The sequence below is a fragment of the Bradyrhizobium sp. HKCCYLRH3097 genome (assembly GCF_051167875.1).
In the GTDB taxonomy this organism is placed as follows: Bacteria; Pseudomonadota; Alphaproteobacteria; order Rhizobiales; family Xanthobacteraceae; genus Bradyrhizobium.
This window is the reverse complement of record NZ_JBNPTX010000010.1, coordinates 258,493-278,594: the sequence shown is the minus strand read 5'-3', so window position 1 is coordinate 278,594 and position 20,102 is coordinate 258,493. Positions and strand designations below refer to the sequence as shown.

The following is a 20,102-nucleotide window of genomic DNA, read 5'->3' as shown; positions in this document are numbered from 1 at the left end:
CAGACCGACAAGGAGCTGGAGCTGGCGGAGGCTCTCGCCAAGAAGCTCGGCACCCAGCTGATCTACTTCGTGCCGCGCGACAACATCGTGCAGCACGCCGAGCTGCGCCGCATGACCGTGCTGGAATATGCGCCGGATTCGGTCCAGGCCGGGCACTACCGCTCGCTGGCGCAGAAGATCCACAACAACGGCGGCAAGGGCATCATCCCGACCCCGATCACGATGGACGAGCTCGAGGACATGCTGATGGAGCACGGCATCATGAAGGCCGTCGACGAAACCCAGATCGGAAAGACTGCCGCCGAGCTCGCCGCAACGGCGTAACCGCCACCGGTGCTCCGGCCCTTCATCTCCAAGGGCCGGATCACCTCCGCAACCGATCATCGAGGAAAGCCAGATGAGCGTCACCGAGAAACAAAGCGTCGCCGAGATCAAGGCGCGCAACAAGGAACTGATCGCCGAGGTCCTGAAGGTCTATCCGGAAAAGACCGCCAAGCGCCGCGCCAAGCATCTCAACGTGCATGAGAACGGCAAGTCGGATTGCGGCGTCAAGTCGAACATCAAGTCGATCCCCGGCGTCATGACCATCCGCGGTTGCGCCTACGCCGGCTCGAAGGGCGTGGTGTGGGGCCCAATCAAGGACATGATCCACATCAGCCATGGCCCGGTCGGCTGCGGCCAGTACTCCTGGGCGGCGCGCCGCAACTACTACATCGGGACGACCGGCATCGACACCTTCGTGACGATGCAGTTCACCTCCGACTTCCAGGAGAAGGACATCGTCTTCGGCGGTGACAAGAAGCTCGCCAAGATCATGGACGAGATCCAGGAGCTGTTCCCGCTGAACAACGGCATCACCGTGCAGTCGGAATGCCCGATCGGCCTGATCGGCGACGACATCGAGGCCGTCTCCAAGGTCAAGTCGAAGGAGTATGACGGCAAGACCATCGTCCCCGTGCGTTGCGAAGGCTTCCGCGGCGTCTCCCAGTCCTTGGGTCACCATATCGCCAACGACGCGATCCGGGACTGGGTGTTCGACAAGCTCCCGGCCGATGCCGCGCCGCGCTTCGAGCCGTCGGCCTACGACGTCGCGATCATCGGCGACTACAACATCGGTGGCGACGCCTGGTCGTCCCGCATCCTGCTCGAGGAGATGGGCCTGCGCGTGATCGCCCAGTGGTCGGGCGACGGCTCGCTGGCAGAGCTCGAGGCGACGCCGAAGGCGAAGCTCAACGTGCTGCATTGCTACCGCTCGATGAACTACATCTCGCGCCACATGGAAGAGAAGTACGGTATTCCGTGGTGCGAATACAACTTCTTCGGACCGAGCAAGATCGCCGAATCGCTGCGTAAGATCGCCAGCTATTTCGACGACAAGATCAAGGAAGGTGCCGAGCGAGTCATCGCCAAGTACCAGCCCCTGATGGACGCCGTGATCGCCAAGTACCGGCCGCGCCTCGAAGGCAAGACCGTGATGCTGTTCGTCGGCGGTCTGCGTCCGCGCCACGTGATCGGCGCCTACGAGGATCTCGGCATGGAGGTCGTCGGCACCGGCTATGAGTTCGGCCACAACGACGACTATCAGCGCACCGCTCAGCACTACGTCAAGGACGGCACGCTGATCTACGACGACGTCACCGGCTACGAGTTCGAGAAGTTCGTCGAGAAGGTCCAGCCGGACCTGGTCGGCTCGGGCATCAAGGAAAAGTACGTGTTCCAGAAGATGGGCGTACCGTTCCGCCAGATGCATTCCTGGGACTACTCGGGTCCCTACCATGGCTATGACGGGTTCGCGATCTTCGCCCGCGACATGGACATGGCCATCAACTCGCCGGTCTGGAAGATGGCCAAGGCGCCCTGGAAGCAGGCGCCCAAGCCGTTGCTTCAGGCAGCCGAGTAAGCACCACCGCCCACGGCCTGGCTCTCCTTCGGCGGAGAGCCAGTGCTCCCTGATCGACACAGGAACATAGAGAGGGTTATCCCATGACGCAGAGTGCCGAACATGTGCTCGATCACTTCGAGCTTTTCCGTGGTCCCGAATACCAGCAGATGCTGGCGAACAAGAAGAAGATGTTCGAGAATCCGCGCGATCCCGCCGAGGTCGAGCGCATCCGCGAATGGGCCAAGACACCCGAATATCGCGAGAAGAATTTCGCCCGCGAGGCGCTGACCGTCAACCCGGCGAAGGCCTGCCAGCCGCTCGGCGCCGTGTTCGTTGCCGTCGGCTTCGAAAAGACGCTGCCGTTCGTGCACGGCTCGCAGGGCTGCGTTGCCTATTATCGCAGCCATCTGTCGCGCCACTTCAAGGAGCCGAGCTCCTGCGTGTCGTCGTCGATGACCGAGGACGCAGCCGTCTTCGGCGGCCTCAACAACATGATCGACGGCCTCGCCAACGCCTACAACATGTACAAGCCGTCGATGATCGCGGTCTCCACCACCTGCATGGCGGAAGTCATCGGCGACGACCTCAACGCCTTCATCAAGACCTCCAAGGAGAAGGGCTCGGTTCCCGCCGAGTTCGATGTGCCTTTCGCCCATACGCCTGCCTTCGTCGGCAGCCATGTCACCGGCTACGACAATGCAATGAAGGGCGTTCTCGAACACTTCTGGGACGGCAAGGCCGGCACCGCGCCGAAGCTGGAGCGCGTTCCCAACGAGAAGATCAACTTCATCGGCGGTTTCGATGGCTACACCGTCGGCAACATCAAGGAAGTGAAGCACATCTTCGAGGCGATGGGGATCGAGTACACGATCCTCGGCGACAATTCGAACGTGTTCGACACGCCGACCGACGGCGAGTTCCGTATGTATGATGGCGGCACCACGCTGGAGGACGCGGCCAACGCGATTCACGCCAAGGCGACGATCTCGATGCAGCACTTCTGCACCGAGAAGACCCTGCCGTTCATCAAGAACCACGGCCAGGAGGTCGTCTCCTTCAACCATCCGGTCGGCGTGACCGGCACCGACGCCTTCGTGATGGCGCTGTCACGCATCACCGGCAAGGAGATTCCGGAGCAGCTCGCGCTCGAGCGCGGCCGCCTGGTCGACGCGATCGCCGACTCCAGCGCCCACATCCACGGCAAGAAGTTCGCGATCTACGGCGATCCGGATCTCTGCCTCGGCCTCGCCGCGTTCCTGCTCGAGCTCGGCGCCGAGCCGACCCACGTGCTCGCCACCAACGGCAACAAGGATTGGGCCGAGAAGGTGCAGGCCGTGTTCGACTCGTCGCCGTTCGGAAAGAACTGCCACGTGTATCCCGGCAAGGACCTGTGGCACATGCGCTCGCTGCTGTTCACCGAGCCGGTCGATTTCCTGATCGGCAACACCTACGGCAAGTATCTGGAGCGCGACACCGGCACGCCGCTGATCCGCATCGGCTTTCCGATCTTCGATCGTCACCACAAGCACCGCTATCCGGTGTGGGGCTATCAAGGCGGCCTGAACGTGCTTGTCACGATCCTCGACAAGATCTTCGACGAGATCGACCGCAACACCAACGTGCCCGCCAAGTCGGATTACAGCTTCGACATCATCCGCTAGGACACGGCGCGCGGCGGTCCCTCAAGGGCCGCCGCGTTTCGATCTGGACGACGAGGCTCATGGGGAAGGCACTGAAAGCCTGAGCCTCCTCGGCCAAAAGACGCGCAGAAGGTCCGCCAACAGGAGAAGCCGATGAGCTCGCTGTCTGCCACGATCCAGAACGTCTTCAACGAGCCGGGTTGCGGCAAGAACGCCAACAAGTCCGAGGCCGAGCGCAAGAAGGGCTGCACCAAGCAGCTACAGCCGGGCGGTGCGGCGGGCGGGTGCGCGTTCGATGGCGCCAAGGTCGCCTTGCAGCCGCTGACCGACGTCGCGCACCTCGTGCACGGACCGATCGCCTGCGAGGGGAATTCCTGGGACAACCGTGGTGCGGCCTCGTCTGGCTCGCAGATCTGGCGCACCGGTTTCACCACCGACATCAACGAGACCGACGTCGTGTTCGGTGGCGAGAAGCGGCTGTACAAGGCGATCAAGGAAATCATCGAGAAGTACGATCCGCCGGCGGTCTTCGTCTACCAGACCTGCGTGCCCGCCATGACCGGCGACGACATCAATGCCGTCTGCAAGGCGGCCTCGGCCAAATTTGGCAAGCCCTGTATCCCCGTCAACTCGCCCGGCTTCGTCGGCCCGAAGAATCTCGGCAACAAGCTCGCCGGCGAGGCGCTGCTCGACCACGTCATCGGCACCGTCGAGCCGGAGGTCACAACGCCCTACGACCTCAACATCATCGGCGAATACAATCTCTCCGGCGAGCTCTGGCAGGTGAAGCCGCTGTTCGACGAACTCGGCATCCGCATCTCCGCCTGCATCTCCGGCGACGGCCGCTACAAGGACGTCGCCTCGTCGCACCGCGCCCGCGCCGCGATGATGGTGTGCTCCAAGGCGATGATCAACGTCGCCCGCAAGATGGAGGAACGCTACGGCATTCCGTTCTTCGAGGGATCGTTCTACGGCATCCAAGACTCCTCGGACTCGTTGCGCGAGATCGCGCGCCTCCTGGTCGAGCGCGGCGCGCCGGCCGATCTGCTGGACCGCACCGAGGCGGTGATCGCGCGCGAGGAGGCCAAGGCCTGGGCGGCGATCGAGCCGTTCAAGAAGCGGCTCACCGGCAAGAAGGTGCTGCTGATCACCGGCGGCGTGAAGTCGTGGTCAGTCGTAGCGGCGCTGCAGGAGGCCGGCATGGAGCTGGTCGGCACCTCCGTCAAGAAGTCCACCAAGGAGGACAAGGAGCGCATCAAGGAGCTGATGGGCCAGGACGCGCACATGATCGACGATATGGCGCCGCGCGAAATGTACAAGATGCTCAAGGACGCCAAGGCCGACATCATGCTCTCGGGCGGCAAGTCGCAATTCGTGGCGCTGAAGGCGGCGATGCCCTGGCTCGACATCAACCAGGAGCGCTCCCACGCCTTTATGGGCTATATCGGGATGGTGAAGCTGGTCGCGGAGATCGACAAGGCGATCTACAACCCGATGTGGGAGCAGCTGCGCAAGCGGGCGCCCTGGGAGCAGGCCGACAGCAACTGGCAGGCCAGGGCGATTGCCCAGGTCAATGCAGAAGCGGCGGCGCTGGCGACCGATCCGGTCGCCGCGGAAGCCGCGCGACGCGCCAAGAAGATCTGCCACTGCAAGTCGGTCGATCTCGGCACCATCGAGGACGCGATCAAGGCCCATGGCCTCGCCGATGTCGCCGGCGTTCGCGAGCACACCAACGCCTCGGGCGGCTGCGGCGCCTGCGCCGGCCGGGTCGAGGACATCCTGGCGACGTTCAAGGCGCCGGCCGAGCTGCTGCAGGCGGCGGAGTAGGGCGGCGCTCATGGCCAAGGTCACCATTGGAAAGAAGGCCTGCGCGGTCAATCCGCTCAAGATGAGCCAGCCGATCGGCGGCTCCTTCGCCTTCCTCGGCCTGCGCGGCGCGATGCCGCTGCTGCACGGCTCGCAGGGCTGCACCTCGTTCGGCCTGACCTTGTTCGTGCGCCACTTCAAGGAAGCGGTGCCGATGCAGACGACGGCGATGAGCGAGGTCGCCACCGTGCTCGGCGGCTATGAGAATGTCGAGCAGGCGATCCTCAACATCTACAAGCGACAAAAGCCGGAGATCATCGGCATCTGCTCGACCGGCGTCACCGAGACCAAGGGCGACGACGTCGACGGCTACATCAGGCTGATCCGCGAGAGACATCCGGAACTCGCGAATTATCCGCTGGTCTACGTCTCGACGCCGGACTTCAAGGACGCGTTCCAGGACGGTTGGGACAAGACCGTCGCCAAGATGGTCGAGGTGCTCGTCGACAAGCCGACCTCGACCCGTCGCGACCCGGCGCGGATCAACGTGCTGCCGGGCTGCCATCTGACGCCGGGGGATATCGAGGAGCTGCGCACCATCATCGAGGATTTCGGTCTGGAGCCATCGTTCCTGCCGGATATCGGCGGCTCGCTCGACGGCCACATCCCCGACGAGTTCACGCCGACAACGATCGGCGGCATCGGCCTGGAAGAGATTGCGACCATGGGCAGCGCGTCCTGGACGATCGCGATCGGGGCGCAAATGAAGCGAGCGGCGGAAGCGATCCAGGCCAGGACCGGCGTGCCGTATCGGCTGTTCGAGCGGCTCTGCGGGCTGCTGCCGAACGACGAGTTCATGACGTTCCTCAGCGAGATCTCGGGACGCCCGGTGCCGGCGAAATATCGCCGGCAGCGCGGCCAGCTCGCAGACGCGATGCTGGATGCGCATTTCCACATTGGCGGTCGCAAGCTCGCTGTTGGCGCCGAGCCGGATCTGTTGTTCGACGTCGCGAGCATGCTGCACGACATGGGCGCGCATGTGTCGGTGGCGGTCACCACGACGCAGTCGCCGGTGCTCGAGCGGATGCCCTGCGATGAAGTGCTGATCGGCGATCTCGAGGATCTCGAAAACCTGGCAAAGGAGCGCGACTGCGGCTTGATGCTCACGCATTCGCACGGCCGCCAGGCCGCCGCCCGCCTCAAGATCCCGTTCTACCGGATCGGCTTTCCGATGTTCGACCGGCTCGGGGCAGGGCATCTCCTGACGGTCGGCTATCGCGGCACGCGCGATCTGATCTTTGCGCTCGCCAATCTGATCATCGCCGATCGCGAGGACAACCATCAGCCGACGCCCGACACCTGGCTCGATCCCTGGAAGGACCTCGAACAGGCATCGATCGACACCGCCGTCGTGGCGCCACTGCATTGACGTTTCAGGAGAAAGGACCGACGACATGAAAGTCGCATTCGCTACCCAGGATCTGAAGCGCGTCGACGCCCATTTCGGCTGGGCCAAGAACATCGCGATCTACGATCTCGATCCCGAGGGCTACCGCTTCATCGAGAAGGTCGAGTTCGACGGCGATCTCAAGGAGGATGGCAACGAGGACAAGCTGGCGCCGAAGATCGAGGCGATCAAGGATTGCGCGATCCTCTATGTCGCCGCGATCGGCGGCTCCGGCGCAGCGCGCGTCGTCGCCAACAACATCCATCCGATGAAGGTCACCCAGCCCGAGGAGATCACCGATCTGCTCGGCAAGCTGCAGGCGGTGCTCAAGGGCACGCCGCCGCCCTGGCTGCGCAAGGCGCTGGCCAAGGGCCAGGAACGCGCGCTCGATTTCGAGGAATGAGGAAACCATCATGTCCGATACCGCGGTAGCCGTCGAAACCATCCCCGCCGAGCAGCGGCCCTTCGTCAAGGAGCTGATCAAGGTGTGGCGGGCCCAGGACACCCATGGCGCATGGGAGGGCAAGAAGGACATCGACCTGCTCGAGCCCTACATCCTGGACAAGGAGAAGCGGCGGGCGCTGCCGATCATCGGCGATCCCGATCCGGAGACGATCTGGCGGCTGGAGCTGTTCTTCAATGCGGTCGCGCTGTCGATCGAGAAGGCCACCGGCGTCATGATCTCGCCGATGCTGAAGATGAGTCACGAGGGCTTCGGCCGCATGGTGCTGATCGGCGGCCGGCTGATCGTCGTCAACAAGCAGCTGCGGGACGTGCACCGGTTCGGCTTCGACAATCTCGGCAAGCTGGCCGACGAAGGCGACAAGTTCGTCAAGGCCGGCGTCGAGATGATCGAGAAGTTCAAGGACGTCGCGAACTACTGAACGGCGAGGATGAGAGAGATGAGCGACCTGGATACCCTGAAGGCCGAGATCAAGAAGCTGTCGGCACGCGCCATGGATGCCAAGATGAACCTGCACGACCTGTCGGAGGAACTGCCCATCAACTGGGACCAGATCCTGCCGACGGCGCAGAAGGCGCATGACGCGTTCGCCGAGCTGGAGAAGAAGCGGGCCGAGCTGAAGAAGCTCGAAACCGCGTAAGCCCGATTTGAGGATCCGTCATCATGTCCAACGCAACCCGTGACGGTCGCGACTGGCGGCCGGACTATCTGGTCGCCATCGATCCGGCCAAGTGCATCGGCTGCGGCCGCTGCTACAAGGTGTGTGGCCGCGAGGTCATGACCCTGAAGGGCATCAACGACGAGGGCGAGTTCGTCGAGCTCGACGACGACGAGGATGATGAGGTCGAGAAGAAGATCATGGTCATGAACGATACCGGCGCCTGCATCGGCTGCGGCGCCTGCGCCCGGGTCTGCCCGACCAACTGCCAGACCCATTCGGCGGCGGCCTGAGATTGTCGAGCGTGCTGCCATGATGCGGATGGAGGCGAAATTCACGATCGGCCAGGTGACCCGGCACCGCGTCTACGATCTGCGCGGCGTCGTGTTCGACGTCGACCTGTCGTTCTCCGAGGAAGAGGGCTGGCGCGCCATCACCATGGACGCCAGGCTCGACAAGGAGCAGCCATTCTACTATCTGCTCGCCGAATGCGGCGAGAGCAGCTACATCGCCTATGTGCCTGAGCAGAACCTGGTGGCGGACGCTTCCGGGGAGCCGGTGAAGCATCCCGATATCGGCGAACTGTTCGATGTCGACGATGAGGGCAGCTATCGCTACCGCGGGCGGATCTTTCAGTAGATCTTGCCACTGCCGTCATTGCGAGGAGCCGCAGGCGACGAAGCAATCCAGAGTTCCTTGTGCCGCCCTGGATCGCGTCGCTGCGTTCGCGATGACGGAGACTTGTGTTGGCCACGATCTATCCGCTCGTCATTCCGGGGCGCGCGAAGCGCGAGCCCGGAATCCATAACCACGAACGGGCATTGTCTTCTAAGAAGAGCGCCACAGGCATCTCGCGCCTCACAACCGCCTGTGGCTACGGATTCCGGGCTCGCGCTTCGCGCGCCCCGGAATGACGGTCGAGAGATGAGGGCCAGGCCGAAAGCGGGGACTTTTACTCGATCCCCTGTTCCCTGGCCTTCCACATCGCCGCGATCCGGAAGCGCTCGTTGATCGCGGCAGGGTTGGCGAGGATCTCGGCCTGGGCGGCGGCGAACGCGCTCTCGACGATCGCTGCCTCGTCCTTGGTCAAAGTGATGCGGCCGGCCATATGAGTCGCGTCGGGCGCGGCCTCCCAGATCTTGCGCCGGTTCGGATGCAGCTTGACCTCGACCAGCTCGAAAGCCTCGAGCTCGCCTTCGAGGCAGATGGCGAGGCCAATCACCTCGACCTTGCGGCCGTCCTGAGTGGTCTTGACCAGAGTCTTTGCCATGCTCGTGCTCCCGTCGTTGAAATCACGCCGCGACCGGCGTGTCGTCGAGCTGGCTCCATTCCGCCCAAGCGCCGTCGTAGACGGCGGCGTTCGGAACGCCGAGCCGGTAGAGCGCCAACGCCAGCATGCAGGAGGTGATGCCCGAGGCGCAGGTGGTAACGATCGGCTTGTTCAGATCGACGCCCGCGGCCGTAAAGCGTGCGGTGAGCGCGTCGGGCGCCAGCAGCACGCCGGAGTCCGGATCGACCAGATCGGCCCAGGGCAGGTTGATGGCACCTGGAATGTGGCCCTGGCGCTTGAAGGTGAACACGTCTGCCTGCGTGCCGTCGAACTTGCCGGGCCCGCGCGCATCGATGAGTTGGCCGCCGGCCTGCAGCAGGCGACGCACGTCGGCCGAGGTCGCGACCAGGCCGGGCTGGAAGCTGGCGGTGAAGCTCGCCGGCACCGGGCGCACCGGCGTCATCTCCGCCGGCCTCTTCTCCTTGGTCCATTTGCCGAAGCCGCCGTCGAGCAGGGCGACGTTGTCGTGCCCGAATACGCGGAACATCCACCACACGCGGCCCGCGGCCGAGCCGCCATAGTGACGGTCGTAGACGACGACGCGATCGGCATTGCTGATGCCGAGCAGCCCGACCTTGTGGGCGAAATCGCCCGCTGACGGCAGCATGTGCGGCAGCGGGTTGGACTTGTCGGCGACCTGGTCGATATCGAAATGCACTGAGCCCGGCAGGTGCCGGCCGCGGTATTGCGTACGGCCGTCCAGGTTGGTGCTCGGATGGTGCCAGGTGCAGTCGAGGATCTTGGTGGCGGGATCGGAAAGATGTTGTGCCAGCCAGTCGGAGCTGACCAGGGTGCTCGAGGGATCCGTGCTCATGCATGCGCTCGCGATTTGAAGAGCCAACAGGATGACTGACGCGCTTGCGGGCGTCAGAGCGTCTTCGGCATCGGATAGCCCGGGCGTGGATGGGTGTCGTAGTATTCCGGACGCTCCGGCCAGCCGCCTTCGGCGACGATCTTGAAGGTCGCGACCGTGACCGGCGCGCCGGGCGAGCACGACACTTCGGTGAACTTGATTTCGCGCTCGCCTGGGCCGGCGGAGAAATCGGCGACGGTAGTACCGTCCGCCTTGCGCGCCCGCGCAAAGCCGGGCGTGCCGACGGTGGCCGCCGGCACGGACGTCGCGACGAAGTTCGGCTGCTCGAGGCCATCCACCGCGGCGCCGAAGGCGGGCGAGCCGAACGTGAAGGTCGCGAGCACGCCGCTGCGGTCGACCGGCTTGTCCGCGGTGATCGGACGCGCCACCGAGTAGACCGTCAGCGTGCCGCCCTCCAATGCCGCCTTGATGTCGTCGAGCGAGCTCTCGACGAATTCCAGTGCCACGTTCATGTCGATCTCCTTACAAAGAGGCGCCTTTGCAGGAGAAATTTTCAAGTTCTGTGCCAGTCTATCGCAGCAGCAAAGAAGGCGAGGCGGACAGGCGGAGTTGCGCGAATCTTGCAACGCGGCTCGCAAGCGAGCCGACCGTCGCTCCTGCTGCGCCGAAGCGGCCGTGTCGGAGATGCGCCAGACATCGATGAGGCCCGACATGACGACCGACGTCGCCTACGCCATCTGCAGCTTCAACGACATTCCGAGCCGCCGCGCCATGGGCTTCCAGCTCATGATCGTCGCGGAGGACGGCAGCCACCGCCCGTGGCCGATCTTCGTGATCCGCTGGGGCAAGCAGGTGTTCGGCTATCTGAACATGTGCCCGCACGACAAGGTCAATCTCGACTGGGAGCGCAATCAGTTCCTGGAGGGCAACGGCCTTCGCATCCTCTGCGGCAAGCACGGCTCGCTGTTCGAGATCGGTACCGGGCTCTGCGTCGATGGCCCGTGCAGGGGCGAGAGCCTGACGCCGGTCGCGCTGAGCGTGCTGGATGGCGACATCTGCGTGACCGGCGTGACCCTCGTCGAGGATGACGAGGAAGAGGGTGAGACCGGCCTGCAGTGTGAGGACGGCTGAGGCGGCGATCGCGGTGAAGTCCCGACGGAAACTGCCGGGACTTCATCTTGAATTTGAAGAAACGGACGGTCTCAGACTGGCCGGTTCTCGTTGCGGTTCTTGACCGGCTCCATCCTGGCCAGTGCATCCGCGTAGGGCACGAGATCGTAGTTCTCGCTGAAGTCCTTGGCGGCGTCGAGCACGTAGTCGAGCTTGCCGGCGGTATCGAGCTTCTTGATGTCGTTCTTGTCGATCGACAGCAGCTCCAGCATCTCCTTCCAGACCGTGGATTCGTCGCAAGGCAGCACGTAGAAGGTGATGTCGTCGATCTTGATGCGGTACTTCGCCAGCAGATCGATGTTGTTGCAGAACATGAAGTACTTGCCGTCCGGCGTCAGCAGGCCCTTGAGCACCTCGGCCGCGGTCTCGAGATAGGCCAGCGAGTGGATGTAGCCGACGAGCACCGGGATCGTCGATGCGCCGTCCTGCGCGATCGTCAGCACCTGCTCGATCGAGAAGTCCGGCGGACGCTTCTCGTCCGCAACCTGGGTCTGGAACTTCAGCGCGATATCGCCGCGGAAGCCGAACCGCCCCGGCTTGGTGGTCGGCGCCTTGAGAACGGCGTTCAGCAGCCGCCCTTCCTTGTCGAGCTGCGCGAGCGCGGTGGTCTCGATCGCAACCGTCTTCTCCAATGTCGTCATCAGCAATCCCCTCGCATGTCCTTGTCAGCCGTTCGCCGCACGGCGCGGTCGAAAGGGGCGTGATGCAAATTGTCTGCCGGTGTGTGCTGGGGCTTGATTTGCTTGGTTCTTTTGCCTCTCGCGCCAGTCGATTGTCGGGTTTGCGCCCCGACATCGCGCCGACGCCCGCGCGACACGGCGTGAACAGCGCCTGTCGGAAAGCCGACACGCGTCGGAAACGCCACAGCGACAACATGAAAAGTTGAGGTCTTTCAGGCGATTGCTGCATGGCATGAGACTTGCCAATTCCGTTCACAACAGCCGAATGGGAAAGGCGAGACGATGATGATCAACCTGACCGACAGCGCCATCAATGCGGTCCGCAACGCGATCACGACCTCCGACAAGCCGGTCGACGGCCTCAGGATCATGGTCGAAGCCGGCGGCTGTGCCGGGCTCAAATACAACATGGGCCTCGTCAGCGGCAGCGAGCCGGAGGACACCGTGATCGAGCGCGAGGGTGTGCGCGTGCTCGTCGATCACAAGAGCCTCGAATATCTCGAAGGCACGACGATCGATTTCGTCATCGCGCTCGAGGGCTCCGGCTTCACCTTCGAGAACCCGAATGCCAAGTCGAGCTGCGGCTGCGGCAAGTCGTTCGCTTGAGTCTTCGCTCGATCATCCAACACGCGAGAAGTGAAACCATGCTGGTCGAATCCCAGGGCATCGTCGAAGCGCCGTCGCAGATGAGCGAGCGCGAGCGGATCATCCGGACCGTGATCGAGGAGGTCCGTCCGAACCTCAAGCGCGACGGCGGCGATTGCGAGCTCGTCGAGATTGACGGCAACAAGATCATGGTCAAGCTCGCCGGCGCCTGCATCTTCTGCAAGCTCGCCAGCGCGACGCTGGAGGGCATCCAGGCGCGCATGATCGAGAAGCTCGGCGAATTCGTCCGCCTCGTTCCGGTGGCCGGCGCAGCCAAGGCGCGGCATTAAGGAGCGGCCTTGCGTCCGGTCTATCTCGACAACAACGCGACGACACGAGCCGATCCGGAGGTCGTCGCGGCGATGTTGCCGTTCTTTACGGACCAGTTCGGCAATGCTTCGTCCTCGCATGCCTTCGGCAGCGAGGTCGCGGGCGCCGTGAGGCAGGCGCGCAAGAGCCTGCAGGCGCTGCTGGGCGCCGCCTTCGACCACGAGATCGTCTTTACCTCCGGTGGGACGGAATCCGACAACACCGCGCTGCTGTCGGCGCTTGAGACGCAGGACGGTCGCGACGAGATCGTCACGACGGCGGTGGAGCATCCCGCAATCCTGTCGCTCGTCGAGTATCTCAGCGGCAAGCGCGGCCTCACGGTGCATTTGATCGGCGTCGATGCGGCCGGCCGGCTCGATCTCGAGGCTTACAAGCGCGCGCTCGGCCCGCGCACGGCGATCGCCTCGGTGATGTGGGCCAACAACGAAACCGGCACGCTGTTTCCGGTGTCCGATCTGGCCAGGCTCGCGCATGAGGCCGGCGCGCTGTTCCACACCGACGCCGTGCAGGCGGTCGGCAAGATCGCGATCGATCTGAAATCCGCTGGCGTCGACATGCTGTCGTTGTCCGGCCACAAGCTGCACGGCCCCAAGGGCATCGGTGCGCTTTATGTTCGGAAGGGCACACCGTTCGCGCCGCTGCTGCGCGGCGGCCCGCAGGAGCGCCGCCGGCGCGGCGGCACCGAGAACGTGCCGGGCATCATCGGGCTCGGCAAGGCGGCCGAGCTGGCGGCAAAGCATCTCGCGGACGAGCAGGGCCGCGTCCGCGCGCTGCGCGACCGGCTGGAGCAGGGCATCCTCCAGAGCGTCGGCCATTGCGTCGTGCTCGGCGACCTCGCTGCGCGGCTGCCGAACACCTCCAACATCGCCTTCCAGCATCTCGAGGGCGAGCCGATCGTCATGCGGCTGAACCAAGCCGGTATCGCCGCCTCGCTCGGCTCGGCCTGCGCCTCCGGCTCGATGGAGCCGTCGCACGTGCTCCGCGCGATGAACGTGCCGCCGGACCTGCTGCGCGGGGCTGTCCGGTTCTCGCTGTCGCGCGACACCACGGACGACGACATCGATCGCATGCTGCAGATCCTGCCCGACATCGTCGGCCGGCTGCGCGAGACCTCGCCGGCCTGTCTGCAGCATCGTCAATCGCCCTCGACGGACGCCCTTCGCCCTACGGAGCTCACGCAATGAAAGTCATGATCCGCCGCTCGCCGGAAACGGGCTTGTCGATCTACGTCCCCAAAAAGGATCTCGAGGAGCCCATCGTCGAGTCGGAGCACGAGTCCTTGTGGGGCGGCTGGATCCGCATCGCCAACGGATGGGTCCTCGAACTGCCGCAGATGGCCGCCGACACGCGGCTGCCGATCACGATCAACGCGCGCAAGCGCGGTGGCGAAGGGGACGAGTGATGAATGCGCCGCTTCCTCATATCGACATCGTCAAGCAGGCCGATGCCGAGGCCCTGCTCAAGGACGTCGTCGCCGGACTGAAGGCCGGCAAGGTCGTCCCGTTCCTCGGTCCCGCCGTGTCGGAGCAGTCCGGCGCCACGGTGCCGATGAATCCCGAAGCGCTGGCTGCGTTCTTCGGCACCAAGGTGGCGCTGCCGCGCCGAGCCAAGGGCAATGCGTGGGCTTCAGCCCAGCACATCGAGAGCACGCGCCACCGCTCGACGGTGACGGCGTTGATGGCCGAAGCCTTTGCCGCGCCCGTTGCACCGACACCGCTGCAGCAGCATCTGGCGTCGCTGCCGCTGCCGATGATCGTCGACAGTTGGTATGACGGCGCAATGCGAACCGCGCTCGCCGGGCGCGGCGATTGGGGCGAGGTGCAGGGCATCACGCGGGCCGGAATCGGCGAGGACCGCTGGTATCGCTTCTACGACGCCGCGGGCGCCGAGAGCGATCGCGAGAAGGCCGCAAGCTGGACTACGCTGCTCTACAAGCCGCATGGCGGGATCACGCCGGCCAGGAACTTCCTGATCACCGACGCCGACTATGTCGAGGTGCTGACCGACATCGATATCCAGACACCGATACCCGACACGGTCAAGGACCGGCGCACCGACCGCAGCTTCCTGTTCATCGGCTGCCGCTTCAACGACCAGTTGCTGCGCACCTATGGCCGCCAGGTGATCAAACGCTCCGGCGCCGATCACTACGTCCTGGTCGAGCCCGACTCATTGTCGAAGAACGAGCTGAAGTTCTTCATCGCCGAGCGGTTGACGCCGATCGCGATTCCGCTGGCCCGCGCGAGCGAGATCATCATCGGCGGCTGAGCGAAACCACGACACCGGAAATCGAACAGCGCGGCCGCAAGCCGCGCTGTCTTGCCGTTCGTCGTGTGTCCCAATTCGAGTCTGTAACGTTTCTAACAACGCCCGAAACGAGAGCCTTTCGCATGTTGGCAAGGCGACAGCCGCAATGATTTTGCTAAGGCGTTGATAGTTCGATGAAATGATCTTGTCCGCGGCGTGGCACGCGAGTTGCTGAACCCTAGCCCAAGGCGGTTTGCGGCTCGCCAGCAACGTTAAGGAGCGGACATGGACGCGTCAGTGCAGCACGAACAGGCGACGATACCGGACGGCGACAAGCTGAGCTCGGTGATGCAGACCATCGCGGAGCACAAGGGCTGCGGCACCTCGGGCGGCAGCGGCAAGGCGAGCTGCGGCTCGGGCGCCGGCGAGAACGACCTGCCGCCGGAGATCTGGGAGAAGGTGAAGAACCATCCCTGCTACAGCGAGGAGGCGCATCATCACTACGCGCGCATGCACGTCGCCGTCGCGCCCGCCTGCAACATCCAGTGCAACTACTGCAACCGCAAATATGACTGCGCCAACGAGTCGCGTCCGGGCGTGGTCAGCGAGAAGCTGACGCCGGAGCAGGCCGCCAAGAAGGTGCTCGCCGTCGCCTCGACCATTCCGCAGATGACCGTGCTGGGCATCGCCGGCCCCGGCGATCCGCTCGCCAACCCCGAGAAGACCTTCAAGACCTTCGAGCTGATCGCGCGCACCGCGCCCGACATCAAGCTGTGCCTGTCGACCAACGGCCTCGCGCTGCCCGACCATGTCGACACCATCGCCGGCTTCAACGTCGACCACGTCACGATCACCATCAACATGGTCGATCCCGAGATCGGCGCCAAGATCTACCCTTGGGTATTCTGGAAGCACAAGCGCTACACCGGCGTCGAGGCGGCGAAGCTGCTCACCGACCGCCAGTTGCAGGGCCTGGAGATGCTGACCGAGCGCGGCATCCTCTGCAAGGTCAACTCGGTGATGATCCCAGGGGTCAACGACAAGCACCTCGTCGAGGTCAACAAGGCGGTGAAGTCGCGCGGCGCGTTCCTGCACAACATCATGCCGCTGATCTCGTCGCCGGAGCACGGCACCGTGTTCGGTCTGACCGGCCAGCGCGGTCCGACCGCGCAGGAGCTGAAGGCGCTGCAGGACGAGTGCGAAGGCGAGATGAACATGATGCGGCATTGCCGCCAGTGCCGCGCGGACGCCGTGGGCCTGCTCGGTGAGGATCGCTCGGCCGAATTCACCACCGACAAGATCATGGCGATGGAGGTGAACTACGATATCGACAGTCGCAAGGCCTATCAGGAGGCGGTCGAGCAGGAGCGTGTCGCCAAGGTCGTGGCGAAGCAGGAAGAGCTCGCCTCGCTCGCCGGCCAGTCCAGCGACATCAAGCTCTTGATCGCGGTCGCGACCAAGGGTTCGGGCCTGATCAACGAGCATTTCGGCCACGCCAAGGAGTTCCAGGTCTACGAGCTCTCCACCGCCGGTGCCAAGTTCGTCGGTCACCGCCGTGTCGACCTGTACTGCCAGGGCGGCTATGGCGACGAGGACAGCCTGGAGACCGTCATCCGCGCCATCAACGACTGCCATGCGGTGTTCGTGGCCAAGATCGGCGGCTGCCCGAAGAGCGACCTGCTGGCCGCGGGCATCGAGCCGGTCGATCAGTTCGCGCACGAGTTCATCGAAAAGTCCGCGATCGCCTGGTTCAAGAGCTACCTCGACAGGGTGAACAGTGGCGAGATCCAGCACGTCGTGCGCGGTGACGCCGAAATTCGCCAGGGCGCCCTGATCTCGGCGGCGTGACATCAGACCCCGGCGGCGCCGTCGCGTCGCCGGGCCCCTTCGACAGGAGCCTTTGATGACCTTGAAGATCATTGCCTCGCAGTGCACGAGCTGCTCGGCCTGTGAACCCGAATGTCCGAACGTGGCGATCTCGGAGAAGAACGGCACCTTCGTGATCGATCCGAAGAAGTGCACCGAGTGCATCGGCCATTTCGACGAGCCGCAATGCGCGGCGGTCTGCCCGGTCGACAACACCTGCGTGATCGACAATTCGTTCCCGCGCTACCAGCCGCCGGCTTGAGGGAGACCGAGATGAATTTCACCCTCACGCCAGCCGCGCAGAAATTCATGCGAATGATGCTTCGAACCGACGGTACCGCGGGCTCCGGCTTCCGTCTCGCGGTGTCGCCCGGCGGCTGCTCCGGCCTTGCGGCCGATATCAGCGTGCTCGCCACGCCGCAGCCCGGTGATGCCGTGGTCGAGCGCGACGGTGTCAGGCTGTTTCTGCCGGCGGAAAGCCGCTTGCTGCTCGACGGTGTGACCATCGACTTCGCGGATACTGCGACGCAGACCGGCCTCGTGTTTCACGATCCGAAGCAGGTTTCGTGCTCGACCCACGCCTTGAAGGCGCTGGAGCACTAGGACAGCTCGCCATGCCCACCGATGCCCGGCCCAGCTCTCAGACCGCCATCGAGGACGCGTTGCTCGCCGACGCGCTGCTCGGCGGCGGCCTGCCGGAGGAGGCCGAGTATCATCTGTGGCAGGCGGGCCAGAGCTATCATCTCGACGAGGTTGCGGAGACGCATCTGAAAGAGGCGGAAGCGCTGGCGCCTGGGCATGCGGCGGTCCTGATCGGCTTCTACCGGTTCTATTTCTACAAGGGACGGCTCGCCGACGCGCTGCGCATCGCCAAGCGGTGCCTCGCCAAGGCGGCCGCCGAAAACAGCTTGCCGCCGCATTGGCGCGACGTTCGCGCCGGTCATGCCGAGTTCGGCAGCTATGACAACATGCTGCCGCGTTTCTTCATGTTCACCTTGAAGGGATACGCCTATTTGCAGATGCGCCTCGGCAATCTCGTCGAGGGACGGCTCGCGGTGCAGAAGCTGCTCGAGCTCGATCCCAGCGATAAGATCGGCGCACGCGTCCTGCTCGAGGTGGTCGACCGGGTGGAGCTCGACGATGAATGACGACATCGACGAGGCCATCGACTGGCAGGGCAACGAGATCAGTTGCACGGGCTGCGAACACGTACAGCTCAACGCATCCGGTGGCTGTCGCCTTCGGCACGCCTGCGTGCACGACCGCTACGCCCGGCGCATCGACCGCTTCTTCAACTGGAATCCGGCGCTCGCCAACGGCTATGTCAAGCATCCGCATTTCGAGGTGCGTGCGATCGCGGCGAAGCATGCCAGCCCGTTCTTTCTGCCTCCGCTGCTCGATGATTCCGAGGAGACCGTGCGCTGGAACGCAGCGCGGCGGCTGCCGAAGCGGCTGGTGTTGCGGCTGCGCCATGATCCGCATCGCGAGGTCCGCATCCGGATCGCGACGGTGCTCGATCCGGAAGACCTGATGCCGATGATGATCGACGACGATTACTACGTCCGTCTGGTCGTGGCGCGCCGCATCGTACCGTCCGTGCTGGGCCGGATGATGGGGGACCCGGAGGCCGAGGTCCGTCGCGTCGTCGCGCGGCGCATCCCGAGCGACTGGCTGCTCGGCATGATCAGCGACCCCGATCCACGGGTGCGGCTCGAGATCGCCGAGCGCCTCGCGCCTGATCTCCTCACCGCGATGCGCAAGGACGCCGACTGGCGGGTGCGTCACGAGGTTGCGAGCCGGATCGCGCTCAGCGAGCTCACCGAGTTGACGCGCGACGAGGATCCGCTGGTGCAGGAGATGGCGCGCGACCGGCTCGCGAACCGCTCCGAGGCTGCGATGGAGAAACCGGCATGAGCAACATCGTTCGTGACAGCGAGGTCGTGGAGTTGTCGGCGCCGCCGTACTTCACGTTCGGCGAGAAGGTCAAGGCCAAGCGCACGATCCGCAACGACGGCACCTACGCAGGCAAGGAAATCGGCGAGATCCTCGCGAAGAAGGGCGAGATCGGCTACGTCGTCTCGATCGGAACCTTCCTGCAGCAGTTCTACATCTACGGCGTCGAGTTTCTCGAAAGCGGAAACCGCGTCGGCATGAAGCGCAAGGAGCTCGAATCGACCGTCCCCCGCGGGGAGGCCGAGGACGAGTTGCCCCTGCCGGGAGCATACAGATCATGATCGAGCCACGCCTGCCGAAATATCAATGGGGTCAGCGTGTCAAGGCGCTGATCGACCTCGTCAATGACGGCTCGTTCCCGAACGCGCCGGCCGAGGCCAAGCTCGTTGGCGTCGGCGATATGGGTGAGATCGTGCAGGTCGGCACCCACACGGAAGCGAACATGCCGATCTATCTCGTCGAGTTCGGCGAGCAGCTCGTCGTGGGGTGTCTCGAAGAGGAGATCGTCCCGGTTGAGGTGCGATGATCCACGATGGCCGCAACCGCGCTCAAGCCCAGCTTTGTCCTGCCCGCGCATCCCAATGAGTTGGATCGCAAGCGGATCGCGCGCGCGCTGAAGTCACGCAAGCGCTACCGCTATGTCGAGCCGACAGTGTCGCCGGTCGACGAGGGTTATCACGTCCGCAGTCCTTGCTGCTCGCGCAACATCGACAAGGACGGCGGGGTGATCGACGTCGCGCTGCTGCGCCATGATCCCGCGAATGCGATGTGGAAGCTGTTCTGGAGAGATCACGCGCAGGGGACGTGGGAGCTGCACAGTCTGCATCGGCGGTTGACCGCGGCGGTCGACGAGCTGAACGCGGACCCCGAGCGGATCTTCTGGCAGTAGAGCGAAGAGGACGGGTGACATGGCATTGGCCGAACAGGAATTGAATGAGATCGCGCAGGTCCTCGAGCGACCCGACGCCGGCAGCGCGGCCTTCGGCGAGCTGCGCCGCCGCTTTCCAAGGCTGGTACTGACACGTTGTGACGCGTCCGATGTCACGGAAGCGCCGTTCCGCAGCTATCCGGCATTCGACCTGCATCTGCTCGACGCCAGCGACCACTGCGCGGGTGTGACCGATGACCTTGCCAAAGCCACCGGCCTGATCCTGGCCAAGCGGAGCTGAGC

The 20,102-nt window shown here is 64.3% G+C and carries 28 protein-coding genes and 1 pseudogene; 25 read left to right on the top strand and 4 right to left on the bottom strand.

Annotation, left to right across the window (positions count from 1 at the left end; genetic code table 11):
- From nifH to hspQ, 10 genes and pseudogenes are all read left to right on the top strand, one after another.
- Positions 1 to 324, top strand: a pseudogene (nifH, locus tag ACQR0U_RS23870) (nitrogenase reductase); the annotation flags it as partial.
- 73 nt (positions 325 to 397) lie between these two features.
- Complete coding sequence (gene nifD, locus ACQR0U_RS23865) at positions 398 to 1,900, top strand: nitrogenase molybdenum-iron protein alpha chain (protein WP_315713160.1); 1,503 nt, start codon at positions 398 to 400, stop codon at positions 1,898 to 1,900.
- Between the two features lie 83 nt (positions 1,901 to 1,983).
- Entirely contained in the window at positions 1,984 to 3,543 is a 1,560-nt protein-coding gene (nifK, locus tag ACQR0U_RS23860; protein WP_434844210.1) for a nitrogenase molybdenum-iron protein subunit beta, read from the top strand.
- 132 nt (positions 3,544 to 3,675) lie between these two features.
- Entirely contained in the window at positions 3,676 to 5,349 is a 1,674-nt protein-coding gene (gene nifE, locus ACQR0U_RS23855) for a nitrogenase iron-molybdenum cofactor biosynthesis protein NifE (protein ID WP_434844209.1), read from the top strand.
- Positions 5,350 to 5,359: 10 nt separating this feature from the next.
- Positions 5,360 to 6,757 (top strand): nitrogenase iron-molybdenum cofactor biosynthesis protein NifN, encoded by a 1,398-nt coding sequence (gene nifN / locus ACQR0U_RS23850; RefSeq protein WP_434844208.1) that lies wholly within the window; start codon positions 5,360 to 5,362, stop codon positions 6,755 to 6,757.
- A 25-nt stretch (positions 6,758 to 6,782) separates the two neighbouring features.
- A complete protein-coding gene (gene nifX, locus ACQR0U_RS23845; RefSeq protein WP_315713153.1) occupies positions 6,783 to 7,178 on the top strand; it encodes a nitrogen fixation protein NifX in 396 nt (131 codons plus the stop codon).
- Between the two features lie 10 nt (positions 7,179 to 7,188).
- Positions 7,189 to 7,659: a NifX-associated nitrogen fixation protein gene (locus ACQR0U_RS23840; protein WP_315752838.1), complete on the top strand. Its 471-nt coding sequence runs from the start codon at positions 7,189 to 7,191 to the stop codon at positions 7,657 to 7,659.
- 18 nt (positions 7,660 to 7,677) lie between these two features.
- Positions 7,678 to 7,878, top strand: a complete 201-nt coding sequence (locus ACQR0U_RS23835; protein ID WP_315713150.1) for a CCE_0567 family metalloprotein — start codon at positions 7,678 to 7,680, stop codon at positions 7,876 to 7,878.
- Between the two features lie 23 nt (positions 7,879 to 7,901).
- A complete protein-coding gene (gene fdxB / locus ACQR0U_RS23830; protein WP_434844207.1) occupies positions 7,902 to 8,189 on the top strand; it encodes a ferredoxin III, nif-specific in 288 nt (95 codons plus the stop codon).
- A gap of 19 nt (positions 8,190 to 8,208) precedes the next feature.
- Complete coding sequence (gene hspQ / locus ACQR0U_RS23825) at positions 8,209 to 8,535, top strand: heat shock protein HspQ (protein WP_315752839.1); 327 nt, start codon at positions 8,209 to 8,211, stop codon at positions 8,533 to 8,535.
- 313 nt (positions 8,536 to 8,848) lie between these two features.
- On the opposite strand, the gene ACQR0U_RS23820 is transcribed toward hspQ, so the two are convergent.
- Genes ACQR0U_RS23820 through ACQR0U_RS23810 form a run of 3 tightly spaced genes read right to left on the bottom strand, consistent with a single transcriptional unit; the run spans position 8,849 to position 10,552 of the window.
- Complete coding sequence (locus ACQR0U_RS23820; protein ID WP_315713146.1) at positions 8,849 to 9,166, bottom strand: hypothetical protein; 318 nt, start codon at positions 9,164 to 9,166, stop codon at positions 8,849 to 8,851.
- A gap of 22 nt (positions 9,167 to 9,188) precedes the next feature.
- Entirely contained in the window at positions 9,189 to 10,040 is an 852-nt protein-coding gene (locus ACQR0U_RS23815) for a sulfurtransferase (RefSeq protein ID WP_315752840.1), read from the bottom strand.
- A gap of 53 nt (positions 10,041 to 10,093) precedes the next feature.
- On the bottom strand, positions 10,094 to 10,552 hold the full coding sequence (locus ACQR0U_RS23810; RefSeq protein ID WP_315768856.1) for a hypothetical protein: 459 nt from the start codon (positions 10,550 to 10,552) through the stop codon (positions 10,094 to 10,096).
- 199 nt (positions 10,553 to 10,751) lie between these two features.
- On the opposite strand from ACQR0U_RS23810, the gene ACQR0U_RS23805 reads away from it, so the two are divergent.
- Entirely contained in the window at positions 10,752 to 11,171 is a 420-nt protein-coding gene (locus ACQR0U_RS23805) for a Rieske (2Fe-2S) protein (protein WP_434844206.1), read from the top strand.
- 71 nt (positions 11,172 to 11,242) lie between these two features.
- On the opposite strand, the gene ACQR0U_RS23800 is transcribed toward ACQR0U_RS23805, so the two are convergent.
- Positions 11,243 to 11,851 (bottom strand): hypothetical protein, encoded by a 609-nt coding sequence (locus ACQR0U_RS23800; RefSeq protein WP_315825171.1) that lies wholly within the window; start codon positions 11,849 to 11,851, stop codon positions 11,243 to 11,245.
- Between the two features lie 324 nt (positions 11,852 to 12,175).
- On the opposite strand from ACQR0U_RS23800, the gene ACQR0U_RS23795 reads away from it, so the two are divergent.
- The 14 genes from ACQR0U_RS23795 (at position 12,176) to ACQR0U_RS23730 (ending at position 20,100) form a co-directional block, all read left to right on the top strand.
- Positions 12,176 to 12,496 (top strand): HesB/IscA family protein, encoded by a 321-nt coding sequence (locus tag ACQR0U_RS23795; protein WP_257170758.1) that lies wholly within the window; start codon positions 12,176 to 12,178, stop codon positions 12,494 to 12,496.
- Between the two features lie 38 nt (positions 12,497 to 12,534).
- Positions 12,535 to 12,825, top strand: a complete 291-nt coding sequence (locus ACQR0U_RS23790; protein ID WP_434844205.1) for a NifU family protein — start codon at positions 12,535 to 12,537, stop codon at positions 12,823 to 12,825.
- Positions 12,826 to 12,834: 9 nt separating this feature from the next.
- Positions 12,835 to 14,049, top strand: coding sequence for a cysteine desulfurase NifS (gene nifS, locus ACQR0U_RS23785; RefSeq protein WP_315752844.1), 1,215 nt, complete (start codon positions 12,835 to 12,837; stop codon positions 14,047 to 14,049).
- Positions 14,046 to 14,267: a putative nitrogen fixation protein NifT gene (gene nifT, locus ACQR0U_RS23780; protein ID WP_315713133.1), complete on the top strand. Its 222-nt coding sequence runs from the start codon at positions 14,046 to 14,048 to the stop codon at positions 14,265 to 14,267. The genes nifS and nifT overlap by 4 nt, the downstream gene beginning before the upstream one ends.
- Positions 14,267 to 15,133, top strand: a complete 867-nt coding sequence (locus tag ACQR0U_RS23775) for an SIR2 family NAD-dependent protein deacylase (protein WP_434844204.1) — start codon at positions 14,267 to 14,269, stop codon at positions 15,131 to 15,133. The genes nifT and ACQR0U_RS23775 overlap by 1 nt, the downstream gene beginning before the upstream one ends.
- Before the next feature lie 264 nt (positions 15,134 to 15,397).
- Positions 15,398 to 16,960: a nitrogenase cofactor biosynthesis protein NifB gene (gene nifB, locus ACQR0U_RS23770; protein WP_316187639.1), complete on the top strand. Its 1,563-nt coding sequence runs from the start codon at positions 15,398 to 15,400 to the stop codon at positions 16,958 to 16,960.
- A gap of 55 nt (positions 16,961 to 17,015) precedes the next feature.
- Positions 17,016 to 17,240, top strand: coding sequence for a YfhL family 4Fe-4S dicluster ferredoxin (locus ACQR0U_RS23765; protein WP_006609676.1), 225 nt, complete (start codon positions 17,016 to 17,018; stop codon positions 17,238 to 17,240).
- Positions 17,241 to 17,251: 11 nt separating this feature from the next.
- Positions 17,252 to 17,581, top strand: a complete 330-nt coding sequence (locus ACQR0U_RS23760; protein WP_315713125.1) for a HesB/IscA family protein — start codon at positions 17,252 to 17,254, stop codon at positions 17,579 to 17,581.
- A gap of 11 nt (positions 17,582 to 17,592) precedes the next feature.
- Positions 17,593 to 18,126 (top strand): hypothetical protein, encoded by a 534-nt coding sequence (locus tag ACQR0U_RS23755; RefSeq protein WP_434844203.1) that lies wholly within the window; start codon positions 17,593 to 17,595, stop codon positions 18,124 to 18,126.
- Complete coding sequence (locus ACQR0U_RS23750) at positions 18,119 to 18,892, top strand: 4Fe4S-binding leucine-rich repeat protein (protein ID WP_434844202.1); 774 nt, start codon at positions 18,119 to 18,121, stop codon at positions 18,890 to 18,892. The genes ACQR0U_RS23755 and ACQR0U_RS23750 overlap by 8 nt, the downstream gene beginning before the upstream one ends.
- Entirely contained in the window at positions 18,889 to 19,212 is a 324-nt protein-coding gene (locus ACQR0U_RS23745) for a nitrogen fixation protein NifZ (RefSeq protein WP_009032133.1), read from the top strand. The genes ACQR0U_RS23750 and ACQR0U_RS23745 overlap by 4 nt, the downstream gene beginning before the upstream one ends.
- Positions 19,209 to 19,457, top strand: coding sequence for a nitrogen fixation protein NifZ (locus ACQR0U_RS23740; protein ID WP_315752850.1), 249 nt, complete (start codon positions 19,209 to 19,211; stop codon positions 19,455 to 19,457). Before ACQR0U_RS23745 ends, ACQR0U_RS23740 begins: the two co-directional genes overlap by 4 nt.
- A gap of 6 nt (positions 19,458 to 19,463) precedes the next feature.
- The gene (locus ACQR0U_RS23735; protein ID WP_315713117.1) at positions 19,464 to 19,820 is read left to right on the top strand and encodes a DUF3024 domain-containing protein; all 357 of its coding nucleotides are present in this window, start codon (positions 19,464 to 19,466) and stop codon (positions 19,818 to 19,820) included.
- Between the two features lie 19 nt (positions 19,821 to 19,839).
- Entirely contained in the window at positions 19,840 to 20,100 is a 261-nt protein-coding gene (locus ACQR0U_RS23730; protein WP_315752851.1) for a hypothetical protein, read from the top strand.
- The last annotated feature ends 2 nt before the right edge of the window (positions 20,101 to 20,102 follow it).